The 18,384-nt window shown below is 71.2% G+C and carries 18 protein-coding genes; 7 read left to right on the forward strand and 11 right to left on the reverse strand.

All coding sequences use genetic code 11. From position 1 onward, the window contains the following. Window positions 1-219 precede the first annotated feature (219 nt). Together OG214_RS38015 and OG214_RS38020 are read right to left on the reverse strand one after the other, a co-directional pair. The gene (locus OG214_RS38015; protein WP_331745912.1) at window positions 220-777 is read right to left on the reverse strand and encodes a hypothetical protein; all 558 of its coding nucleotides are present in this window, start codon (window positions 775-777) and stop codon (window positions 220-222) included. 658 nt (window positions 778-1,435) lie between these two features. Beyond that, complete coding sequence (locus OG214_RS38020) at window positions 1,436-1,732, reverse strand: hypothetical protein (protein WP_331745915.1); 297 nt, start codon at window positions 1,730-1,732, stop codon at window positions 1,436-1,438. 106 nt (window positions 1,733-1,838) lie between these two features. Here OG214_RS38020 and OG214_RS38025 point away from each other — a divergent pair, with 106 nt between their 5' ends. Next, window positions 1,839-2,648, forward strand: coding sequence for a leucine-rich repeat domain-containing protein (locus OG214_RS38025; protein WP_331745918.1), 810 nt, complete (start codon window positions 1,839-1,841; stop codon window positions 2,646-2,648). A gap of 232 nt (window positions 2,649-2,880) precedes the next feature. Here the strand turns inward: OG214_RS38025 and OG214_RS38030 are convergent, their stop codons facing one another. The 5 genes from OG214_RS38030 to OG214_RS38050 form a co-directional block, all read right to left on the reverse strand. Beyond that, a complete protein-coding gene (locus tag OG214_RS38030; protein ID WP_331745920.1) occupies window positions 2,881-3,672 on the reverse strand; it encodes a hypothetical protein in 792 nt (263 codons plus the stop codon). Between the two features lie 121 nt (window positions 3,673-3,793). Then, window positions 3,794-4,345: a hypothetical protein gene (locus OG214_RS38035; protein WP_331745922.1), complete on the reverse strand. Its 552-nt coding sequence runs from the start codon at window positions 4,343-4,345 to the stop codon at window positions 3,794-3,796. Window positions 4,346-4,437: 92 nt separating this feature from the next. Next, the gene (locus OG214_RS38040; protein WP_331745924.1) at window positions 4,438-6,582 is read right to left on the reverse strand and encodes a chromosome segregation protein ParM; all 2,145 of its coding nucleotides are present in this window, start codon (window positions 6,580-6,582) and stop codon (window positions 4,438-4,440) included. 83 nt (window positions 6,583-6,665) lie between these two features. Then, on the reverse strand, window positions 6,666-7,085 hold the full coding sequence (locus OG214_RS38045) for a conjugal transfer protein TraB (protein ID WP_331745926.1): 420 nt from the start codon (window positions 7,083-7,085) through the stop codon (window positions 6,666-6,668). A gap of 29 nt (window positions 7,086-7,114) precedes the next feature. After that, window positions 7,115-7,309, reverse strand: coding sequence for a hypothetical protein (locus OG214_RS38050; protein WP_405987735.1), 195 nt, complete (start codon window positions 7,307-7,309; stop codon window positions 7,115-7,117). A 1,368-nt stretch (window positions 7,310-8,677) separates the two neighbouring features. Between OG214_RS38050 and OG214_RS38055 the strand changes: the two genes are divergently transcribed. Genes OG214_RS38055 through OG214_RS38065 form a run of 3 tightly spaced genes read left to right on the forward strand, consistent with a single transcriptional unit; the run spans window position 8,678 to window position 12,263 of the window. Continuing rightward, on the forward strand, window positions 8,678-11,095 hold the full coding sequence (locus OG214_RS38055) for a hypothetical protein (protein ID WP_331745930.1): 2,418 nt from the start codon (window positions 8,678-8,680) through the stop codon (window positions 11,093-11,095). Then, window positions 11,092-11,886, forward strand: coding sequence for a DciA family protein (locus OG214_RS38060; protein ID WP_331745932.1), 795 nt, complete (start codon window positions 11,092-11,094; stop codon window positions 11,884-11,886). Before OG214_RS38055 ends, OG214_RS38060 begins: the two co-directional genes overlap by 4 nt. Beyond that, window positions 11,886-12,263: a hypothetical protein gene (locus OG214_RS38065; RefSeq protein WP_331745934.1), complete on the forward strand. Its 378-nt coding sequence runs from the start codon at window positions 11,886-11,888 to the stop codon at window positions 12,261-12,263. The genes OG214_RS38060 and OG214_RS38065 overlap by 1 nt, the downstream gene beginning before the upstream one ends. An 84-nt stretch (window positions 12,264-12,347) precedes the next feature. On the opposite strand, the gene OG214_RS38070 is transcribed toward OG214_RS38065, so the two are convergent. Together OG214_RS38070 and OG214_RS38075 are read right to left on the reverse strand one after the other, a co-directional pair. Further along, window positions 12,348-12,737 carry a hypothetical protein gene (locus OG214_RS38070; protein WP_331745937.1) on the reverse strand — a complete coding sequence of 130 codons (390 nt, stop codon included), beginning with the start codon at window positions 12,735-12,737 and terminating at the stop codon, window positions 12,348-12,350. A gap of 32 nt (window positions 12,738-12,769) precedes the next feature. Next, on the reverse strand, window positions 12,770-13,327 hold the full coding sequence (locus OG214_RS38075; protein WP_331745941.1) for a flavoprotein: 558 nt from the start codon (window positions 13,325-13,327) through the stop codon (window positions 12,770-12,772). Window positions 13,328-13,809: 482 nt separating this feature from the next. Between OG214_RS38075 and OG214_RS38080 the strand changes: the two genes are divergently transcribed. The 3 genes from OG214_RS38080 (at window position 13,810) to OG214_RS38090 (ending at window position 15,501) form a co-directional block, all read left to right on the forward strand. Continuing rightward, on the forward strand, window positions 13,810-14,295 hold the full coding sequence (locus OG214_RS38080) for a hypothetical protein (protein WP_405987736.1): 486 nt from the start codon (window positions 13,810-13,812) through the stop codon (window positions 14,293-14,295). 343 nt (window positions 14,296-14,638) lie between these two features. Further along, entirely contained in the window at window positions 14,639-15,103 is a 465-nt protein-coding gene (locus OG214_RS38085) for a hypothetical protein (protein ID WP_331745945.1), read from the forward strand. Next, window positions 15,100-15,501, forward strand: a complete 402-nt coding sequence (locus OG214_RS38090; protein ID WP_331745948.1) for a restriction endonuclease — start codon at window positions 15,100-15,102, stop codon at window positions 15,499-15,501. The genes OG214_RS38085 and OG214_RS38090 overlap by 4 nt, the downstream gene beginning before the upstream one ends. A 226-nt stretch (window positions 15,502-15,727) precedes the next feature. On the opposite strand, the gene OG214_RS38095 is transcribed toward OG214_RS38090, so the two are convergent. Both OG214_RS38095 and OG214_RS38100 read right to left on the reverse strand, forming a co-directional pair. Continuing rightward, a complete protein-coding gene (locus OG214_RS38095; RefSeq protein WP_331745951.1) occupies window positions 15,728-17,539 on the reverse strand; it encodes a hypothetical protein in 1,812 nt (603 codons plus the stop codon). Window positions 17,540-17,956: 417 nt separating this feature from the next. Continuing rightward, window positions 17,957-18,127 carry a hypothetical protein gene (locus tag OG214_RS38100; protein ID WP_331745954.1) on the reverse strand — a complete coding sequence of 57 codons (171 nt, stop codon included), beginning with the start codon at window positions 18,125-18,127 and terminating at the stop codon, window positions 17,957-17,959. Window positions 18,128-18,384 lie beyond the last annotated feature (257 nt).

Genomic DNA, 18,384 nt, shown 5'->3' on the forward strand with positions numbered 1-18,384 from the left:
CATCACCGACGGCATCGGTCATCTCCACATCACCGAGAACGGACTGATCGCCCGAACTCTCCCGCAGCGACACCGAAACCATGCCTGAACAGCGGAAACTCAACGCTCACATCCGGAAAGACAACGGCTTCTCACACCAGCGTGATCAACAGGGCGGAGACCAGCAGTGCGGTCTCTCCACGTCGTAGGCCGAAGGTCGGAAAGCGGACTTAGCGTCGCTCAGGGCTGCCAGCGGGGGGCCTCGTCGTCCGGGGTGTCCGGGCTGGTGAAGTGGAAGGGGACCGAGAGGTGGGCAGCCAGGGCGCTGCCGGCCCGCTCGGCGGCTAGCGCTGCCGGGTGGCGCGAGTCGTAGTCCTCGTCCTCGCCGAGGTACCGCTTAGCCGTTGACCGGTAGACGGTGGCCATCTGAGCCTCTCCCGCGGGGTCGGCAGTGATGGCCAGCAGCCCCACGAACCAGTCGTGGACGGTGTCACCGTCCCAGATCGCCTCAATCGCCACGACGCGACCGGCGCACCCAGCCGCCCGATAGGCCAGCGATTCCAGATCGAGGGGGCTCTCCGGCTCGCGGGCAATCCGGTCCCCGTAATGGAGGTAGCGGTCATTGGCGATCAGCTGAGCGGTGCCGACCCCTATGTCGTGGGGAACAAGGCCGACGGCAACGATGACACGCACCGCCCCGAGAAGGGAGTCCTGAAGGATGTATCCGTCGATCTCGTCGCGGATCTCGGCCGGAAGACTCTCCCACCACTCGGTCCTGGCCGTCTTGTTCATGCCCATCGAGACCCCCCGTCCACTGGGAGGCCCCAGAACGGAGCCTCGCGCCACCCTACGTCGTCGTCAGAGCAGCACCGTCTACGACAGCTGTCGCGCAGCGATCCGTCCGGTCACACAGGTTCTGATCAGGGACGACACCGCATGGTGTCAGCCCGCAGCTGGGCTGGGGACGGCCCACACCGAGCCGAACGTCGCCAAGGTAGCGATCTGGTCGATGGAGGTCATCAGCGGTCACCCGCCAGAGCGAATCGCGAGGCCGGACCGTGAGGCCGCACAACCGCTACAGCGGCGGTCTGCAGCGGGACCCCCCGGTCGCGAGCCGCGGGACCGAGACACTCGACATGGTGGACACGATCTCTGCCGCGTCAAGCGCGTGGTCACATGCCGGGTGAAGCTCGCCGAAGGTGGCCAACAGGGTGCCGAACAGGGCCAGGCTCTCGGTGGGGCGGTTCAGACGGGGCATGCTGAAGTTCTCCTGATCTCGAAAAGGTGAAGGGATGGGGCGGCCGACCGCTCTTGGCCGATGCTGCGGCCGCCCGGCGGCCCCGCCCCGGCCTGCGTGCTGTGTGGCTGGGGCGGGGCTGTTCAGTACGAGGGGCGGTCTGCCGTTCCTTCCGGCGTAGGGCGGGTCCGCCCCGGCCAGGGCGGACCGGGCAGTCCGTCAGGCCGTGTGCAGGGCCTCGTCTTTCGCCCCGGCAGCGCGGACGGCGAGCTCGGCGGCGCGGACGGCGAACTCGTGGCGGATCTGGTCGATGCTGGTGACGGTCACCGGCTCGCCATCACTGGAGAGCAGGGTGAACTCGCGCCGGGGTCCGTACTGCCCCTGTACGGGGCGGTGGTGGAGCACCACGCCGGGCGCGAGGTAGAAGGTCGCCGCGCGCCGTCCTCGCAGCCGCGGGCGACGGGCTCCTGGCCGCCGGGGCGCAAAGCGCGCAGGTTCGCGGATTCCGGGAGCCATGAGCTGACGAACCCGTGTGTCTGCCTCCGTTAAAGGCTGCCTTGTAGACGGGTTCGACCTGGATTAACCGCTAGGTCGCTCCAATGAAGATCCGTATCTTGGCCCCATGGCGACTGAGGGAGAACCGAAGCTCTTTGTGAACCGGTGGGGCGACACATCGGACCCGGCGTCGGTGGGGGGCCAGTCCTATCGGGATGAGTGCAGGTGCTTCGACCAGGCCAGGCCGCATTCGCGGGCGCGCGCCGGCTTCCACGCCGAGTCTCAGGACACTTCGGCCCCTGGGTGGCAGCGACTCCTGGAGCTGGTTGACGAGGCCGCGGCCGACGGACGGGAGGAGTTCCGTCCTTTGATTGGGCTCAGCCCAGTGGAACGGCGGCAGATCGTGACCTTGCCACCGAGCATCGCCAAGCTGACTGCGGTCAAGCGTTTCGTGCTCTACGGCAGCAACCTGGTCCGGATCCCGCCCGAGATCGGGGCGATGACCAGCCTCGAGGAGTTCACCCCTTACACCTCATACCGGCTGCACTGGTTCCCCTACGAGATCACCAGGTGCCCCAAGCTGGCCCGAAGCACAGTGAGCACACGCGCGCTGTTCGGAAACTACAAGCTCCGTCCCCCCTTCCCCCGTCTCCAGGCGCCTCAGGACCCCGTCACCGAGCTCGACCTGTCAGCGCTTGATCCCCGCGAGTGGGGGGCAATGGCCATCCGCAGTTGCAGTGTCTGCGACCAGCCGACCAAGCAGGGTGACCTCCACCAAGTGTGGATCTCCCTGAGAGTGGCCACGGACATCCTGCCTCTTCTGGTCAACGCCTGCTCAGCAACGTGCGTTGACGCTCTTCCCCGAGGAGCTGAGGACTACCTGCAGGTCCCGCACACAGGCGGCAACGTCGACCAGCCGGCGTCCGACTGGGACTGATCACCTGACGGCGGCAACGCCGGATCCTTGCTCAGCGCAACTGCTTCCCGGTGCGCTCGGGGTGGGCGGCATGGACGTACCTGACTGCGGTGACCTCGCTGATCCCGAACAGCAGGAGGTCATGCGATGTCTCCTCCGGTCAGTGCGGTGGGTGCAGGCCGGTCGGTCTGTCCGGCCCTCGCCCACCCCGCATCGGAGCGGCTGGGCGAGGACCAGGCGGAGCGACCGGAGGTCAGTCCTGGAAGGGGCGGATGGACTCTGTGCGGTTGTGGTCGCCGGGGGCGGCCGGGACCAGGACCAGAACGTGGATCTCGGGCCGGACGGTGACTGTGGCGGGGCGCGCGGGGTAGGCCACGCGTCGGCGCAGGTTCAGGCCGCGCAGCGCGAACGCGCTCAGCAGGGTCCAGGCGAGGACGGTGAGTCCGACCGCGACGGTGCGCCCGGGGTGTGGTGTGGCCGTCCAGACCATCCACACGGTGCCCGCGCCCCACACGGTCCAGGTGAGGCGCACGCCCTGGTTCCGGGTCAGCCATCCCAGGGCCAGGGCCAGGGCCGTGATGCCTGTGAGCTGCCACAGCGTGTAGAGGGTGGAGGCACTGACGGCGAGTCCGGCGGAGTGCTGCGCGATGTAGCTCCGGACCGGCTGGTCGACCACGGCCCAGATGCCGGTGGAGGTGCCGGTGCCGGCCTGCACGCTCGGGGCGGCGGTCGCCAGCCGGTACAGCGCCTGGGAGAGGACGCCGGCCGCGCCGTTCAGCAGGATGATCAGGGTGCAGAGCCCGGCGAGACCGAGCGCCGCCTTCACCCAGGCCGCCATGCCGTGCCAGCCGTCCCGCGGGGCCCGGCGCAGTTCCTCCCACCGGGCGTGCAGCACTCCGCCCTCCGCCCAGGCGGTGTTCCACCAGGCGCGCAGCACGGCAGTGCGGGAGTGTTTCCCGGTCCCGGGGACGGGCGGGATCTGCGGTAAGCCGCGCTGCTGCTTCGCGGGCTGCTCGGGGTCGCGGGTGTGATTGTCGGACTGCATGGGCGGATCTCCCTTGTGGTCGGTGTGCTGTGCGCGGTTGTTCGCGGGCCGGGCGGCCTGTCCCGAACCCGACCCCGGGGGGCGGGTTCGGGCCCGGGGCAGGTGGTCCGGGCGGCGGGTGTTACAGGCCGCGGGCGTCAGCCACGTCGGCGGCCCGCTCGAGCGTGCGCATCGGGATGCGCCCGGTGCCCCAGCTGTCGTTGAAGGCGGGCACGGAGTCGACGCGATCGCCGTATGTGCGGCGGATCGTGTCCAGGAGGACCGCCAGGGCGGCGCTTTCGAGGCCGTGGTCGCCGTCGGCTTCGGCGTGGATGGCTCCGTACAGGCAGAGGGCGCCGTCGTCATCGTGCAGGGCGCCGCCGCACCAGCCGCCGGTGACCAGCCGGTGGTGAGCACGCTGCAGCAGCGCGGCCACCGGGGTCGGGTACGGGTCCGGCTGGAGCTGAGGTGTGGGGGCGGGGACGGGTGGTGGGACGGTGACGAGGTCGGCCAGGTCGACGGGGAGGGTGGGGATGTGCGCGGTGTGGACTTCGTAGGCGACGGCGGCTTCGTCCAGCCGGATGGTCATCGCTGCTTCAACGGCGGCCAGGCGGGCCTCCAGCGACAGTTCGGCGGGCGGTGTTGTGGTCGTGGTGGCGGTCGGCAGGGGCGGGGCGGGGGTGGGGTGTCGCATTCGGGGGCTCCTCGGGAACACCGAAGGGTCCAGGCTGGATGGGCCCGGCCGCGTTCGCGGCCGGGCCCATCAGCGGTGTGCGGTGGGGTGGTTCAGGTGCCGGTGAGGCTCTTGATGGCTTCCAGCGCCTGGCGGGGTGAGGTGACCTGTTCGGCACGGCGGCTGCCGGATTTCGATCCGCGCTTCCCGCCGCCACCCCCGCCGCCGCGCTGGCGGGAACGGCCGTCGCCGTCGTCGTCCTCATCGGGCTCGGGCCAGAACTCGCCGGGGTCGGGGTCGCGGTTCCAGTCGCCCCACAGGCCACGCTTGGTCAGCTCGCTGATCTCGTAGTCGGTGAGCCGGTTGACCTCTTCGGGGAACAGGTCGGCGAGGTCGGTGTCGAAGTCCGCGTACAAGGACCGCATGAGCACGGCGCGGCCGTTGTCGAGGACGATGACGGCGACGCCGCCCGTGGACACGCCGTTCTCCGGGTCGGCCTCCCCCTTGATGGCCCGCTCGATCGCGGAGCCTTCCTGGCGGGAGTAGCGGGCCGGGATGGTCGGCACGTCGTAGGCGTTCTCCATGGTGCCTTCCGCGGCTTTGCGGGTGGCGGCGGGCGAGCCCATGTTGAAGATGACGGGCCTGCTGTTCTGCCGGAGGTTGTCCTTCATCTCGGTGGAGAACCCGTTGTGCGCGAACGGGGACTGGCCGGCGGGCTTGAAGCCGATGCCGTACTTCAGGCCCGTCACGGTGAGGTCATCGCCGTTTGTCTGGATGTCCTCGCCGAACAGAGCGTCCTGGGCCGCGGTCATGAACTCATCCGTGTACACGTTCAGCTGCCGGTACGGGCAGCGTGGGTCGCCCGGCTTGTAGCCGTGTGGCTTGCCGTCGTGCGGCCAGGGCATCTCCGCCCTGATCTCACACAAGGCTTTGGCCGCGCGCAGTCGCCGGGCCATCCACAGCGCGTTCGAGCCCTGCCGGTCGATGTACTGCCCCAGCGTGGTCGTCTTCTCGTCCTTGCGGACGGTGGAGAGCCACACCACCTGACCGGCCAGGGATTCAGCAGCCATGTTGATGGCGAAGTACTGAGTCTTGCCCGACCGGCTGACACCGAGGACCAGGCCGTGGGAGGCGGCATTCTTGTCGTGCTGGAACACCATGTTCTTCACCGGCTGGCCGCTGATGGTGAACCCGCACACGAACATGCCCTTGGCGTCGGGGGTGAGGAGCTCGCGGGTGGCGGGGAAGACCGCGGACAGCGGCGGGGTGTCGAACGCGCTGATCAGGAACTCGTTGCCGTCGATGAGGACGAACACGCAGGAGTCGTCCTCCTTGAGGTTCAGGCCGCGGCAGACCTCGGCCAGGTCGATGCGCGGGGTCTCGGTGGAGTCGGCCATCTTCGCCCGGTAGAACGTCACCCCGCGTTCGTCGTCGCGGGTCCGGCGGACCAGGACGGAGCCGGGGGCGCCGCCCTTCGGGCTGCCGACCCGGCCCGTCCAGCGCTCCTGGTGGGTGGGAGCCTCTCTGCGCCGCTGGTTCGCGTCGGGGGTGATGCTGGCCTCCTTCCAGCCGGGCCCGCCCTGCCTGCCGGGCTGGACCGCGACGTCCATGAGGGCGACGTCGTCGGCGTGGACGCCGAACGCGGCGGCGACGTCATCCTCCGACAGGCCGGTGATGGGCCGTCCGGTCTCCGAGGCGCGCAGCAGGATGGTGAGGTCGTTGCGCGTCGCGGGGTGGCGGGTGGCGCTCACGATATGGGTGCGGGCGGGCATCCCGGCGCGCTCCCACAGCATCCGGGCCTCGCGGGTGAGCTGGTCAGCGCCATCCGGCTGTGCCGGGGACGGTTCCGGCTCCGGGGCCTCGGCGGGTACGGGCTGGATCTGCGGGGCCGGGGCGGCCAGGGCGGGGCGGTGGTGGCGGCGGGTGTGCCGGGAGAACGGCAGCACCGTGTAGCCGGCCGCCGCCCATCCGGCGGCGAGCAGCCCGTCCAGCCACCACGGGCCCCAGCCGGGCGTGTGCATGGCGGCGACGTCGACCGCGGCGGCCAGGACCAGCGGGGACCAGCGCAGGATCTTGCGTCCGGCGCTGGTCACCTCGCTCTTGGCGGCCAGGACCCAGCCGCCGATCCCGGCGGCGCCGGCCAACTGGACGACGGTGTTGACGGGACTGTCGGGATACACGTTCGGGGCCACGGCCAGCACAGGCGCGGCGAGGGTGTAGGCGAGGCGTTCGAGCGCAACACTGCGCGGCGTGGACACCGGTATCTCCTTCAGGAAGCGGGACGGGCGGCTCCGCGGTGTGCGGAGCCGCCCGTGACGGGGGTAGGTGGGGAAAGGAGGGGTCAGCGGTTGAAGAACCCGGCCCGGGGGGTCTTCTCCCGCCGGTTGGAACAGATGTCGTCCAGCGCCCCGTACAGCTTGGAGTGGGTGCGGCGGGTCTGGTGGGTGAGGCCGGCGGTCTCCCGCGCGGTGTCATGCAACTGGCGGACCTCGATCGCGGCGCCGCCCAGGGCGACAGCCACCAGGGTGGTCATCTGAATGAACTTGGGGTCCAGTTCGGCGTGCTCGATGTCGCTGGCGACGTCCTCGGTGCTGGAGGCGTTGGCATGCATACTGCGCCGCAGCCCCTCCAGGTCGAGACCGGCGTCATCCATGGCCTTGCCGAGTTTGGCCAGCTTGGCCTGGACGGCCTTGTAGCGGTTGTCGCTGTCGGCCGGTACGGGCGCCGCGCCGCTGGCACGGGGCGTGAGATCACTGCTCATCAGCGGATGTCCCTTTTCCTGTCTGGCTTCTAGTCGTGGTGGGCTGCGGCCGACGCGAACTTCAGGCCCGCGTCTTCCTTGGCGGCCATGTCCTCGCCGTAGACACGGGCGACCATCTCGGCCGCGAGCTTGGCGGACTCCCGGGCCAGGCCGCACTTCTCAGCACACCGGCGGGCCTGCTTCGGGCCCGTAGCCGTATGTACGGCACAGATCGGCAAGGGCATCGCTGATGGCGGATTGGCGATCGACCAGCGTCCCGTCCAGGTCAAAGAGGGCCAAGCGCTGCATGCCAGCGCCCCTACCCCCGCCTGCGCTCTCGCAGACCTGAGGCCGAGTCAGAGGTCAAGCGCCCACAGCCACGCTGCGGTGACGACACGTACCCCCTCCGGCCACTCGCGGTGTCGCCGTGACGGTAGGGTGACCCCAGACGTTGATCAAAAGAAAAGTGGCCCCGTCTATCGACCTTGGACAAGTCGAGAGGGGCCACCGTGGCCGAAGGACCTTGTAGGAGGGGACCAGCGGCCTGCCGAGCACCCTTTTTGCGAAAGGAAGGTGCCGACGTGATCAGGGTACCCGTACCCGACACCCGACACACCGCACCCCGCCGTGGGGTCAGCAGCCGCATGCGCTGCTGGTCCTTCGACGGGGCGTTCGCGTTGTCCGCGCGCACCCCGGTTCGCCTCTCTGGTGTTGAGGGGGCCGGGATGATCACGTAGGTCTTCGGGGGCGGCGCCCTTTCGGGTCTTCGTGCCGCCCCGGGCCACTCAGTCACCAGGTGATTGGCGTCACCTGGACTCAGTGCCCATCTCGTCTCCGGTCCGGCCTGCCAGGGCCCTCCCGGAGGGATTGTTCGACCGGTTGCCACCGAATCGAACAGTTCAACTTCACGTTCCCCAGAACGCAGAGCCCCCACGCGGGAGGCTCCCAGTGTGCTTCCCGCCAGGCGGGAAGGACAGTTTCATTTTGCATGACACCTGGGCGGGGCGCCAGCTTTGGCGTGCCCGTACACCCTGGTTCCGACCCTACGAACGGCTGTTCTGCCGCTCAGGCGTGACCGACGTCACATCCGCGCGTTACGTAGTTCGGCCGCGTCAGGGGGTCCGCACCGTCCTGTGGGACGGGACGGTTTCCTTGATTGTTTCCCGTCCCGCAGGACGCTCCGTGAGGGATGCCCGCCGTGCGGGACTGCGATCTCTGTCCACAGCCCGCACCGCCAATGCTGCCGGGATGCACAAGTCGCATTCACACCAGCCGCGCGGACCGCGGGCTCTCCGGCCGACCACCGCGTGCGTTCTCAGGGGGACTTGCGGGGCTAACCCCCCGGCGGCCGAAAGTGCGGCCATGATCTTCCCTCCCTCCTTCATCACCGGGTCCGGCAGGCCCTGTCCCGGCCCTGCGCTTCCGTCCTTCTGCGCGGGTGCCCAGTGAGCACCGTGGCGGCAGTGGCCGCTGACAGGGTGTGGATTCCAGGGCCTGGCCGGGCTCGGACGCGCCTTGGACCTGTTCCCGTTCGGGGTGGGCTGAAGCTGGAGCGTAAGGCGGGGCACCCGCTGGCGCTTGGCCGTGAAACTCGTGCCCGGCTGCGTGGCGCGGTGCGCGCGCTCCTGGACGTGGCCGACCTGAGCGGTGCGTCGGACGCGGTTCGGCTGGCTGTGGTGGTGCTGGCGTCGCGGACGCCGTCGGAGACCGGTGTGGTGGTGATCCGCACGGTTGAGCTGGGCCGGTGGTTGGGGCTGTCGGCGTCCTATGTCGCCTCCGAGGTACTGCCGGTGCTGCGCCGGTCCGGCGTGGTCACCATCGAGACTGCGGACGGCGAGTTCGGTCAGGACGACGGGCTCCGGTGCAAGGTGTTGCCGCTGTGGGCAGCGCAGGACATCGTGGGGCATCCGCTGGCCCTGGAGAAGAAGGAGTTGGCGGTGCTGCTGCGGCTGTTGGAGGCCGTGATGGCGCCGGGCTGGACGCACCGGGACGGCCGAGTGACTCCGGCCGGGCTGCTCGGGGACCGTACGGGCCGCGGTGCGGCGACGGACCGTCTGGCGCTGCTGCTGCTGGTGCTGGAGGCGCGGGAGACGGGCCGGGTGCGGCAGTGCGGCGGCACGGTGGACACCAATCGCGGCCGTGCGGCGGCAACGGTGGCCCGGCTGCTGGGCTGCAAGGTCTCGCGCGGTGAGCGGGTGCTGGAGCGTCTGGAGGACCGGGGCCTGGTGCGCCGGGTGCGTCTGCGAACGGGGTCCGGGCTCGCGAACCGTACGCGGCTGATGGTGCTGGCGGTCGCCTTCGCGCACGGTCATACCGGTGTCGGCGACGTGCGGGAGGACCGTGCGGAGGCCCCAGAGCTCATGTTTTCAGAGCCCGATGTTGCGGCAGGGGCTAGTGAGCCTCCGGAACTGGAGGGAGAGCTGCAGGTCAGCGGTGTGCCGGTGGCGGTTGAGGCTGATGTGGCAGAGCCCGACGTTGCGGCAGCCCTTCACACTGGTCACTCTCCTGTGGGTACTTCCGGTGGTTCTCTCTCGCTCTCTGGTCGCTTTTCCGGCGAAGGCCGTGGGGGTGAAGGCCGTCGGCCGGAGCGCGTGTGCGTGCGCGAGGATCAGGCCGCCGACCGTGAGGACGCCGTTGCCGAGTCCACGTCGCCGGTGGCGGAGGTCGGCCCGCTGCGCGGGGAAAAGCCGAAGGAGTCACCGGTCGAAGAGCACATGGGGCAGCGTGCTACCCGGGCTGGTGCCGGTGGCTGGTGGCAGGCTATGGGTGGTGGAAAAGCGCAGCGGCAGCGGAGGGCGGGGCTTCCGGATGATCTTCGTCTGCGGGTGGCTCTGGGGCCGGTCTCGTGGCTGTGGGAGCGGCTGAACGGCTGGCAGCAGGACCAGGTCGTGGCGGCCGTGAAAACGGAGTTGACCCGGCTGGCGGGCTTGCTGACGCGGCCGGAGGCAGCGCCGCAGGTGCTGGCCGACCGGTTCACCGACCGGCTGGGGGAGACCGGCGGCGAGGCCCTGGTCGACAGCCCGTTCGGCTGGATCACCCACCGGGGTCTGGTGCAGCGGCCGTCCTGTTCGGACTGGCGGTGCGACGACGGGATCCGGCTGGACACCGGCGGGGAGTGCGGGAACTGCGGCAACGTGATCCACCTCCGCCGGGCTGGCCGCGCTCGGATGGCAGCGGAGGTCGACCGGGAGCTGCCCGGTCTCGGTGACGCCGAGCGCCTCCAGGTCATCGAGGAGCGGCTGCGGGAGCAGGCCGCCGTGGCGGCGGAGGACTTCGTGTGGCGCCGTGAGCAGGCCCGGAAGGAGCAGGCCCGCCGGGACGCGGCACGCGCGGTGGCCCAGGAGCGGGCGGAGCGCGAGCGCCAGGCCGCGGCGGCCGCCGACGCGGTGCGACAGGCCCTGTCGTGTGAGGACTGCGGCCGGCACCGGTCGGCCGGGCTGTGCGAGGCGTGCGACATCAGCCGGCGGACCGAGGACCTGACGGTGGAGGCCGGCCTGATCGCGGCCACCTGGTGTGCCGACCTGGACGATCCGGACCACATCGCCGCTGTTGCCGCCGACGTCCGGGCGAGCCTCAAGGCCGACATCGCGACCGCCCGCGCCGAGTTCCTCCAACTGATGGACCCAGGAGAGCTGGAGGCGGATCCGGTGGCGGCGGCGTCCGCGCTCGCCTTCGCCGCGCTCCAGGCCGTGGAGCAGGCCCTGCCGGACTACCGGCGCAGCGCACTCGGGCGGCTGGCCCGCACCGAGGAAGCCGAGGCCGAGGCACGGCGCGCGTACGAGGTCGAGCAGAACCGCCGCTGGTTCCGGGCCAATCCGACCGGCACGGACGCCGTCACCGCCGCGACGAAGGCCGCCGGCACGGCCCGGGAACGCGCTGCTGAGTACCTGCTGACGGTACGGCTGGAGCAGCTGCGCGAGCAGACCGCGGCTCGTACCGAGACGGTCGTGCCCGCGCCGTGGACGGACCGGCTGGCCGAACTCGCCGACCGCCCGCTGGGCGGCGACGTCACCGGGGCGGTGATCGCGTGAGCACCGAGCCGAGCGGGATCGACCTCGCTCGCCAGGCCCTGGTCGCAGCCCGGGAGACGGCGAGGAAGAACGGCGCCGCCCAGCGGAAGCCGAAGCGCCGCACCGGACAGACGGTCCGGCGCGACGGCCGCGAGCCGCTCGGCCTCGGTGCCGCGATCAGCATGATGATGACCGAGCGCGGCATGGCCGCCCCGGCCGCCGGCGGAAACGTCCTCGCCCAGTGGGAGCACATCCTCGCCGCAACCGCGCCCGAACTCGCCGGCCACGTGAAGGCCGTGAGGTTCGACGCGGACACCGGCCGCCTGGACGTCGCCCCCGACGCCCCCGCGTACGGCACCAAGCTCCGCTGGATGTCGCCGAAGCTGATCGCGGCCGCCAACGAGCGGGTACCTGGTGCGAACGTCCGTGTCCTGCACGTCCTGCACGTCCTGCCGCCCGTACCCGTGAAGACCGGCCCCGCCACGGCGGCTGCCGCCCCGGCCCCGCAGCCGACCGCGCCTGCCGCACCGCTCCAACGGCGCATACCGCCGGACGGCTACCGCCGTGCCCTGCAAGCGCACCGCCAGGCAGCGCCGCCGCGCCTGGCCGACCCGGGCATCACGAAGGCGGTGGAACGGCAGACCGCCGCGATGAGGGAGCTCGGACGCCGCGCGTTCCCCGAACCTGACCCGGTCGCGGTACGTGCCGACCCGGGCCCTGACAGTGACAGCCTCAGCTCCGCCATGCAGCGGCGGTACGAGGCGGGGCGGCGACGGGCCGGGCTCTCGACTGACGCGACGGAGGTGGAGTGATGGGCCTGTTCAGCCGCAAGATCGACCGGGTGAGCACGGAGGAGGAGCGCTACCGCGCCGCTCAGGCCGCCGCCGCCAGCACGCAGGCAGTGGCGGACCGGCAGGCCGAACTCAAGGAGGCCAAGCGGGCAGCGATCGAGTCGGCGCAGGCGCGCCGGGAGGCCAAGACCGCAAAGCGCGCGAGGATCAAGACGGTCGGCCAGATCAAAAAGGTTGGCAGGGGCTACGTCACCACCGGGTGGGAGATCGACGTTCCCGACGGCAGCGGGCGGGGGCGTGTGACGGAAACCGAGGTGACCCACACCGGCACTTTGGCCGGGTTCACTCCGGCCGAGCTGTGCCGCATTGCCCACGGCCCCCGCTGCCGCCGCTGCTGAGTGGCTGTTGGCGATCGGGCTGGTTGCCCCCGTTGGGTCCAATGGGGGCAACTGGTGGTGATCAGGCCAGTTTCCCGAGCCAGGTCAGTCGGTGGCGGGCATCTGCTGGACTTCGGGCAGGCCCTGGACCGTGCGCATGTGCGGGCACAGGGCCGGCTTGCTGCCGTCCCCGAACTGCACGCCGGTGCTCCGGCTCATCCTGCGGAAGAACTTCTTGCCCTTGGGCTTCTGGACGGTCGTGGTCCACGTGTAGTCCTCGCGGCCGCGTAGGGCGTAGCGCAGCATCTGCCCCGCGTAGCCGCAGCGCTGGTACTTGTCGGTGACACGGACCGCGATGACCAGACCGGTGCGGCACTCCTCGCAGATCTGCCAGTCGAGCCGGGCGAAGGCGTACCCGTCGGCGCGTGTCACCCGCATCTGCTCCTGGCCGGCGGGCTGCGTGGGCGGGAGGTAGTGCCAGTCCTCGCCGGGCACTTCGCGTCTCTGCCGCCACCGGCGTGGCCACCTCACCCCGCCGCCCCGGCGCGGGGGAGGGCATCGAGCGCGGCCTGCCAGGGATAGGCGTCGAGGTTGCCCTGCTTGGGTGTGTGCGGGGTGAAGCCGCCCTCGCCGAGGAGCACGGTGACGCCCGCCTCGCGCAGGAAGTCGACGTGGCGTACGACGGCCGGGTGCGCCGCCTGGGCGATGTTGAAGTAGGGGAGCGCGACGATCGGGACGAGCGCGATGCCTTCGGTGATCAGCCCGAGGGCGAGGGTGTCGCTGATCGCCGTCGCCCACTTCGCGAGGGTGTTGTTGGTGAGCGGGGCGACGAGGATCGCGTCCGGTGTGGGCAGCACGTCGGGCTGGCTGGGGAGCTTGTACTGCCAGCGGACGGGGTGGCCGGTCAGTTCCTCCAGGGCCTCGATCTCGCCCTCGGCGTCCTCGGTGAGCCACCGGTGGGCGGAGGGCGTGAGGATCATGCAGACGTCCCAACCGGCCTGCTGGGCAGCGCGGATCGGGACATCGAGGCGGCGGGCCGGCGGGGCCGCGCAGGCGATCAGGTACAGAATGCGGGTCTGGGTCACCCGGGCAGTCCACAACGATCAGTGAGACCGCGCAAGCGCCCCTCGGCGCTGCCGACCCCCAGCAGCCGCAGGTCCTCGACGAGCCGCTTCGTACGGGGCCGGCACACCACCTCTTCCGGGGCGAGTTCCTCCGCCTCCAAGAGCGTGTTGACCGCGTCCTCCCGCCGCCCGGCCTGCTTCTCGCCGATGGCGCGGTCGCTGAGCAGGTGGGCCCGGCGCTCGCGCGGGAGGCCGGCGAGGGAGACGGCCGGGTGCCCGCCGCGACCGCCACGGCGTCGGCGCCCTCGCTCAACTGGACGTGGGCCGCGACCCGGTAGAGCGCAACGTTGGTCGGGCCGAAGGACGTCCACAGCAAGTTGTCGTCGCGCCCGAACTGTTCGGCGTGCTCGTCGGCCTGGTCGAGGAAGCCGGGCACCGCCCGGGCGAGCGCGTCGGGGCTCCGGTCGTCCGCCTCGGCGGCCGCGGCCTGTGCCATCGCCGCCTTGAGGAACAGTATCCCCAGCACCGAGAGCCCTTCCGGCCCGCGCTGCACCAGGTCGCCCTGGAGCCGGTTGGCCGCCGCGGTGACGAACGCGACGGCGGCCGCCGCCTGGCCGTGGGCGGTCATCGCGTCCGCGAGATGCCTGGCCGCGCTCGCCATGATGACGGGGTCCTCGGAGCGTTCGGCGGCCGCGACCGCGCGCTGGCCGGCGGTGACGGCGAGTTCGCTGGAGCCCCACTTGATGGCGGCCGCCTCGGTCAGCTCCAGCGCCAGGCTGAGCTGGCGGTACGCCTCCAGCCGGTCGTCGCCCTCGTGCCGGGCGGCGGCCCGGGTGGCGTCGACGAGCAGCTGGGGGATCAGCGCGGCGAGCTTGGCGAAGTGTCCGGCCTGGAAGCCGGTACGGGCGTACCAGAGGCTTCGCTGCAGGGCGGTGACGGACACCGGCTCGATGGAGGAGTCGTCGCAACGGCCGGTGAGGACGTCATGACGCTGCAAGACCGCGCGTACCGCGTCGATCTCCGACCCGGCGGGGCACAGCACCGCCGGGTCGTACAGCAGCCGGTCCAGGGTGATGCCCAGGCGCAGCGCAATCTCGGTGGCCACCGACAGGTTCGGGTCGGCTTGGCGGCGCCCGCCCCCAGGTCCTCGACCCAGCGCCGGGAGCGGCACATCAGGTTGGCGAACTCGGACTGGGACAGGCGGCGGCGTCCTCGCCAATGGGCGACGCGACGGCCGAACTGGATACGGTCCATGGGGCGCTCCGAGCTGGAGTCGATGACCCACGCACTTCGCGTGGGTCACCTCGTGTATACCGCCCGTACGGTCCGGATATGGCCCAGTCCGGCAAGAGCTCTACCCCCGCGTGGCACCGGCTCGCACGGCCTTCCGACCGGCTCCGTGCGCAGTGGGTGCGCGGCGACGACCGCACCCACTGGGTGGCGTGCGGACGGACCTGGGACGCGGTGGCCGTCTCCCCGATGTCGCGCGGCCTGGACACGCTGGTCGCCATGCGGGTAGGCCCGCGCCCGGGATACCCGGTGCTCGCCGACCACCTGCGCGACCAGTTGTACATCCTGGTGCCGCCGGGCACGGGGCACACGGCCGCCGGCCTTCCCGGCGTGCGCGTTCTCGGGCGCGGCGTCCAGCTCCTGATGCCGGTCTCCGAGCACGGCAACCCGGCGGCGCACTGGGTCAGCCCGCCGCGCGCGGTCCCGCCGCTGCTGATCCGTCCTGACCGGCTCACCCACCATCTGCGCGCCCCGGCCCGCGAATCCCAGGAGGCGGTCACCTCATGAGCACCCATCACATCCCGTACGACCCCGACGGGCGCCTCGCGGCGGAGCTCCCACCCGACCGGGAGACGCACGAGCAGTTGGTACGTACGGCGCTGGCGTGGTCCTCCCCGCTGGACGTTCCGGCCGACGACGTCGTCCAGGTCGGCCACCTGCTCGCCGGGGCGGCGCACGTGGTCGCCGAGGAGGTGCGCCTGCACGCGGACCGGCTTGCGGAGGACGACGGGCGCCGGCTGTTCGCCGAGCTGATCCTGCAGGAGGCCGACGGGCAGTTGTCGCAGCCGTGCACGAGCCTGCACCGGGTTCAGAGCCGGGCCCGGCTGATCCGCGCACTGTACGGACGCCTCGACCGGCTGCAGGCCGCTGTGCCCGCCGACGAGGCGGCGGGCACGGCCCCCTGAGCCGTCTCCCGGCGCCTTCCCCCGTGAGCCCGGGCGACAACGAAGCCCCATGCTGTACTCCGTGAGCTGCTGCTCGTACTGCGCGCGACGGCCACCCCGCAAACCGGGGCGGCCAAGAAGTAACCCGGCGCGGCACAGCTGGGCCTCGCCGTCGGTCTCCGCCAATCGGTCGGTGAGTCGGTCCCGCAACGGTTCAAGGGGCCGCACGTCGCGCGCAGCGGCCAGGTCAGGATGCCTGCGCCTCTGTGGGTTTGCCGTCCAGGGAGTCGAGGAGCTCCCCGAAGGTGATCTTTGCTTCGTCGTACTCGAAGGTCATGGCGGCGGCGAGCGCCGCCCATCGGTCGGTGCTGCGCCCGCAGTGCTCCAGCAGGATCTCCAGCGTGATCTCGGGCTCGTGGCGGGTGAGGACTTCGTCGGCGGGGATCTGGCGCAGGTGCTCCAGGGTGTGGTGCCGGGACTTGACCAGGGCCCGGTAGACCTCGGAGCGGGACAGGTTCTCATCGATGGCGGGGGAGTCGAGCCAGGACTGCAGGACGGCCGCGGGGTCGGGGTGCAGGGCGAGTTCGTCGTCGCTCAGCAGCCGTAGCACACCGTCGTCTTCGTCCTCGGGCGCCGGGACGGCCGCCGCCGCCTTGAGGAACCAGTCGGGGCCGTCGATCTTCTCGGCGATCCAGGCCAGCTCGGCGGGGTGCAGCACGCCCAAGACATCGGTGACGGCGGCATGCGGGGTGTGCGGGTTCGCGGCGAGGGCGGCCAGCGTTTCGGCACGGCGGTGCTCGGAGTGGCGTTCCAGGAGCCGGGCCGGGCGGTCGTGGTCGGCGGGGAGGCTGTCGTCGACGACGCGGATCTGGGTCCGGATCGGCGCGGGGGAGACGACGGCCGGCGGATCCAGAGCGGCGAGCTGAGCGCACGCGCCCGCAAGGTGGTCGGGGTTGGCGCTGAGCAGGGCCAAGTCCTCGGCGAGGCGCCGGACGCGCCCGTCGAACTCGTAGTCGTTGGCCTGCTTCTCGGACAGGCGGAGCAGCCGACCGCGCACCACGGCCGCATCTGCGGCCGCATGCAGCTGCTCGGCGGCGAGGTCGGCCAGGCGCGGGTTGTTGTCGACGCGGCGGGCGATGTGGTGCAGAGTCCTGCGGGCCGTCACCTGCGGGTTGGGCAGTTCGGCCAGCTCGGGCAGACACAACGCGGGCAGGCACGCCAGCAGCAGATCCTCGCTGAGAGCGGGGGCCGGCTGGGCTGCCGGGAGTGTGCCGGTGGGGTCTTCTTCGCCGGGCGGGTAGCCGGCGCCGTGAGTCCGGGCCTCTTCCGCAGCGTGGATCTCGGCCTGGTCCAGGAGCAGGTGCTGGACGGCAGCCCCGAGGACGGGGTGTGCGGCGAGCTCCGCCCACCGGTCGGGACACCTGGCCAGCATTGCCCAGCCACTGTGGCCACCCAGTTCCAGCGACCAGTCCTTCGAGAACGCGGACGCGGCCTCCCAGCCCTCTTCGGGCTCGGGGTGAAGAAGGTACGCGGCGAGCGGAGTGAGGCAGGCTTCCAGGACGGCGTCGAACAGTTCTGGCGGCACGGGCGGGGTCGGCGCGGCGTCCTTGGTGCGGGTGTAGCGGTCGGGGTCCCAGTCCCGGACGACCTGTTCCACCTCGTGGTCGAAGAGGCGGGGCAGGAGCGCGATCGCCGCCTCGACCTGGCCGGGGTGCCGTGCCAGCGCGGAGATCAGACCGGCCCAGGCCCGGCGGTGCCGCAGGATGGCGGGCACGTCGGCGGCGGTCACGGTGCCGTCGGCCGCCAGGGCGGCAAGCGTCTTCTCGTCGGCGTGCACCAGGAGCTGGCCGCGCAGCCGCTTGGCAGAAGTCCGGGCCAGCAGCGCGGGCAGCGCGGCCTTGAGGTCTTCCTCCCGCCACCGGTCGGCCTGGGCGTCGAAGCCGTACGGCGTCGTCGTCGGGGCGCACAAGGCCCCGATCACCGTCTTGAGTGCTTCCTTGGGGAGGTCCTCGCGCATCGCGAGATCCCGCCACAGCGGGTACGTACGGGCATTGACCATCCTCGGATCCCCTCCCACACCTGACCCGGCGTCACTGCCTGGTCGCCATCTGTGGAACGACCGTACGGCGCATCCGGGCCGGAGTGGGCGCGATCCATGAAGTCGCCTCGCCTTCATTCCGCTGATCCTGGCCACGCGAGGGCGCGGCGGGTCAAGAGCGCGGAATCTGCTCCGACATGGAGAACACGGCGGTATGCGGCCACATCACCGCGTTAGGGACCCGACTGTGACCGGCGTGGCCGTGTTCTGCGCGGTGGACCGCGTGGACGCTCAGCGCCGCCGGGCTGCGGTGACCGAGGCTGCCGCTCTGCGCCGGGCCCGTGCCGAGAAAGCGGCCAGGACGTCGGGCCATGAGACCTTGGTGACACGGAGGTCGGCGTGAGAGGCGGCGAGGGGCACCTGACCGGCCTGGTGACGCTAATCGTCGGCCGGCGTCCAGGGCGGGTCCGGGACCGAGTTGTCCTCACCGCAGTCCCAGCACTCGAACTCGTCCGGCAGCCAGTACTTGTCGGTCCACCACGACACCATGGGCTTCCCCCACAGCACACATTCAGCGCCGCACCAGCCGCACACGAACAGGAAGTTCACCGTTGCCTCCCCCGCACAAGTCCCTGCCAGGATTCCCGCAGGACACTGTGCCCGCCGCCAGAACGACAAACCGCCCCCGGGTCGCGTCCCGCGCTGCCCTGCCCGGCCCGGGCAGGCAGGGCAGCGCGGCGACGATTCTGCGAACGTCGAGACCGGTGGCGATCTGGTCGACCAGATCTACCGCGCGACCGGTGGAGACCTTCACCGAGCCCAGAGGGAGGGCGAAGGCGGTCGCCCCGAGTTCGGGTGACCGCCTT

This window comes from Streptomyces sp. NBC_00872, from assembly GCF_045161915.1.
Lineage (GTDB): Bacteria > Actinomycetota > Actinomycetes > Streptomycetales > Streptomycetaceae > Streptomyces.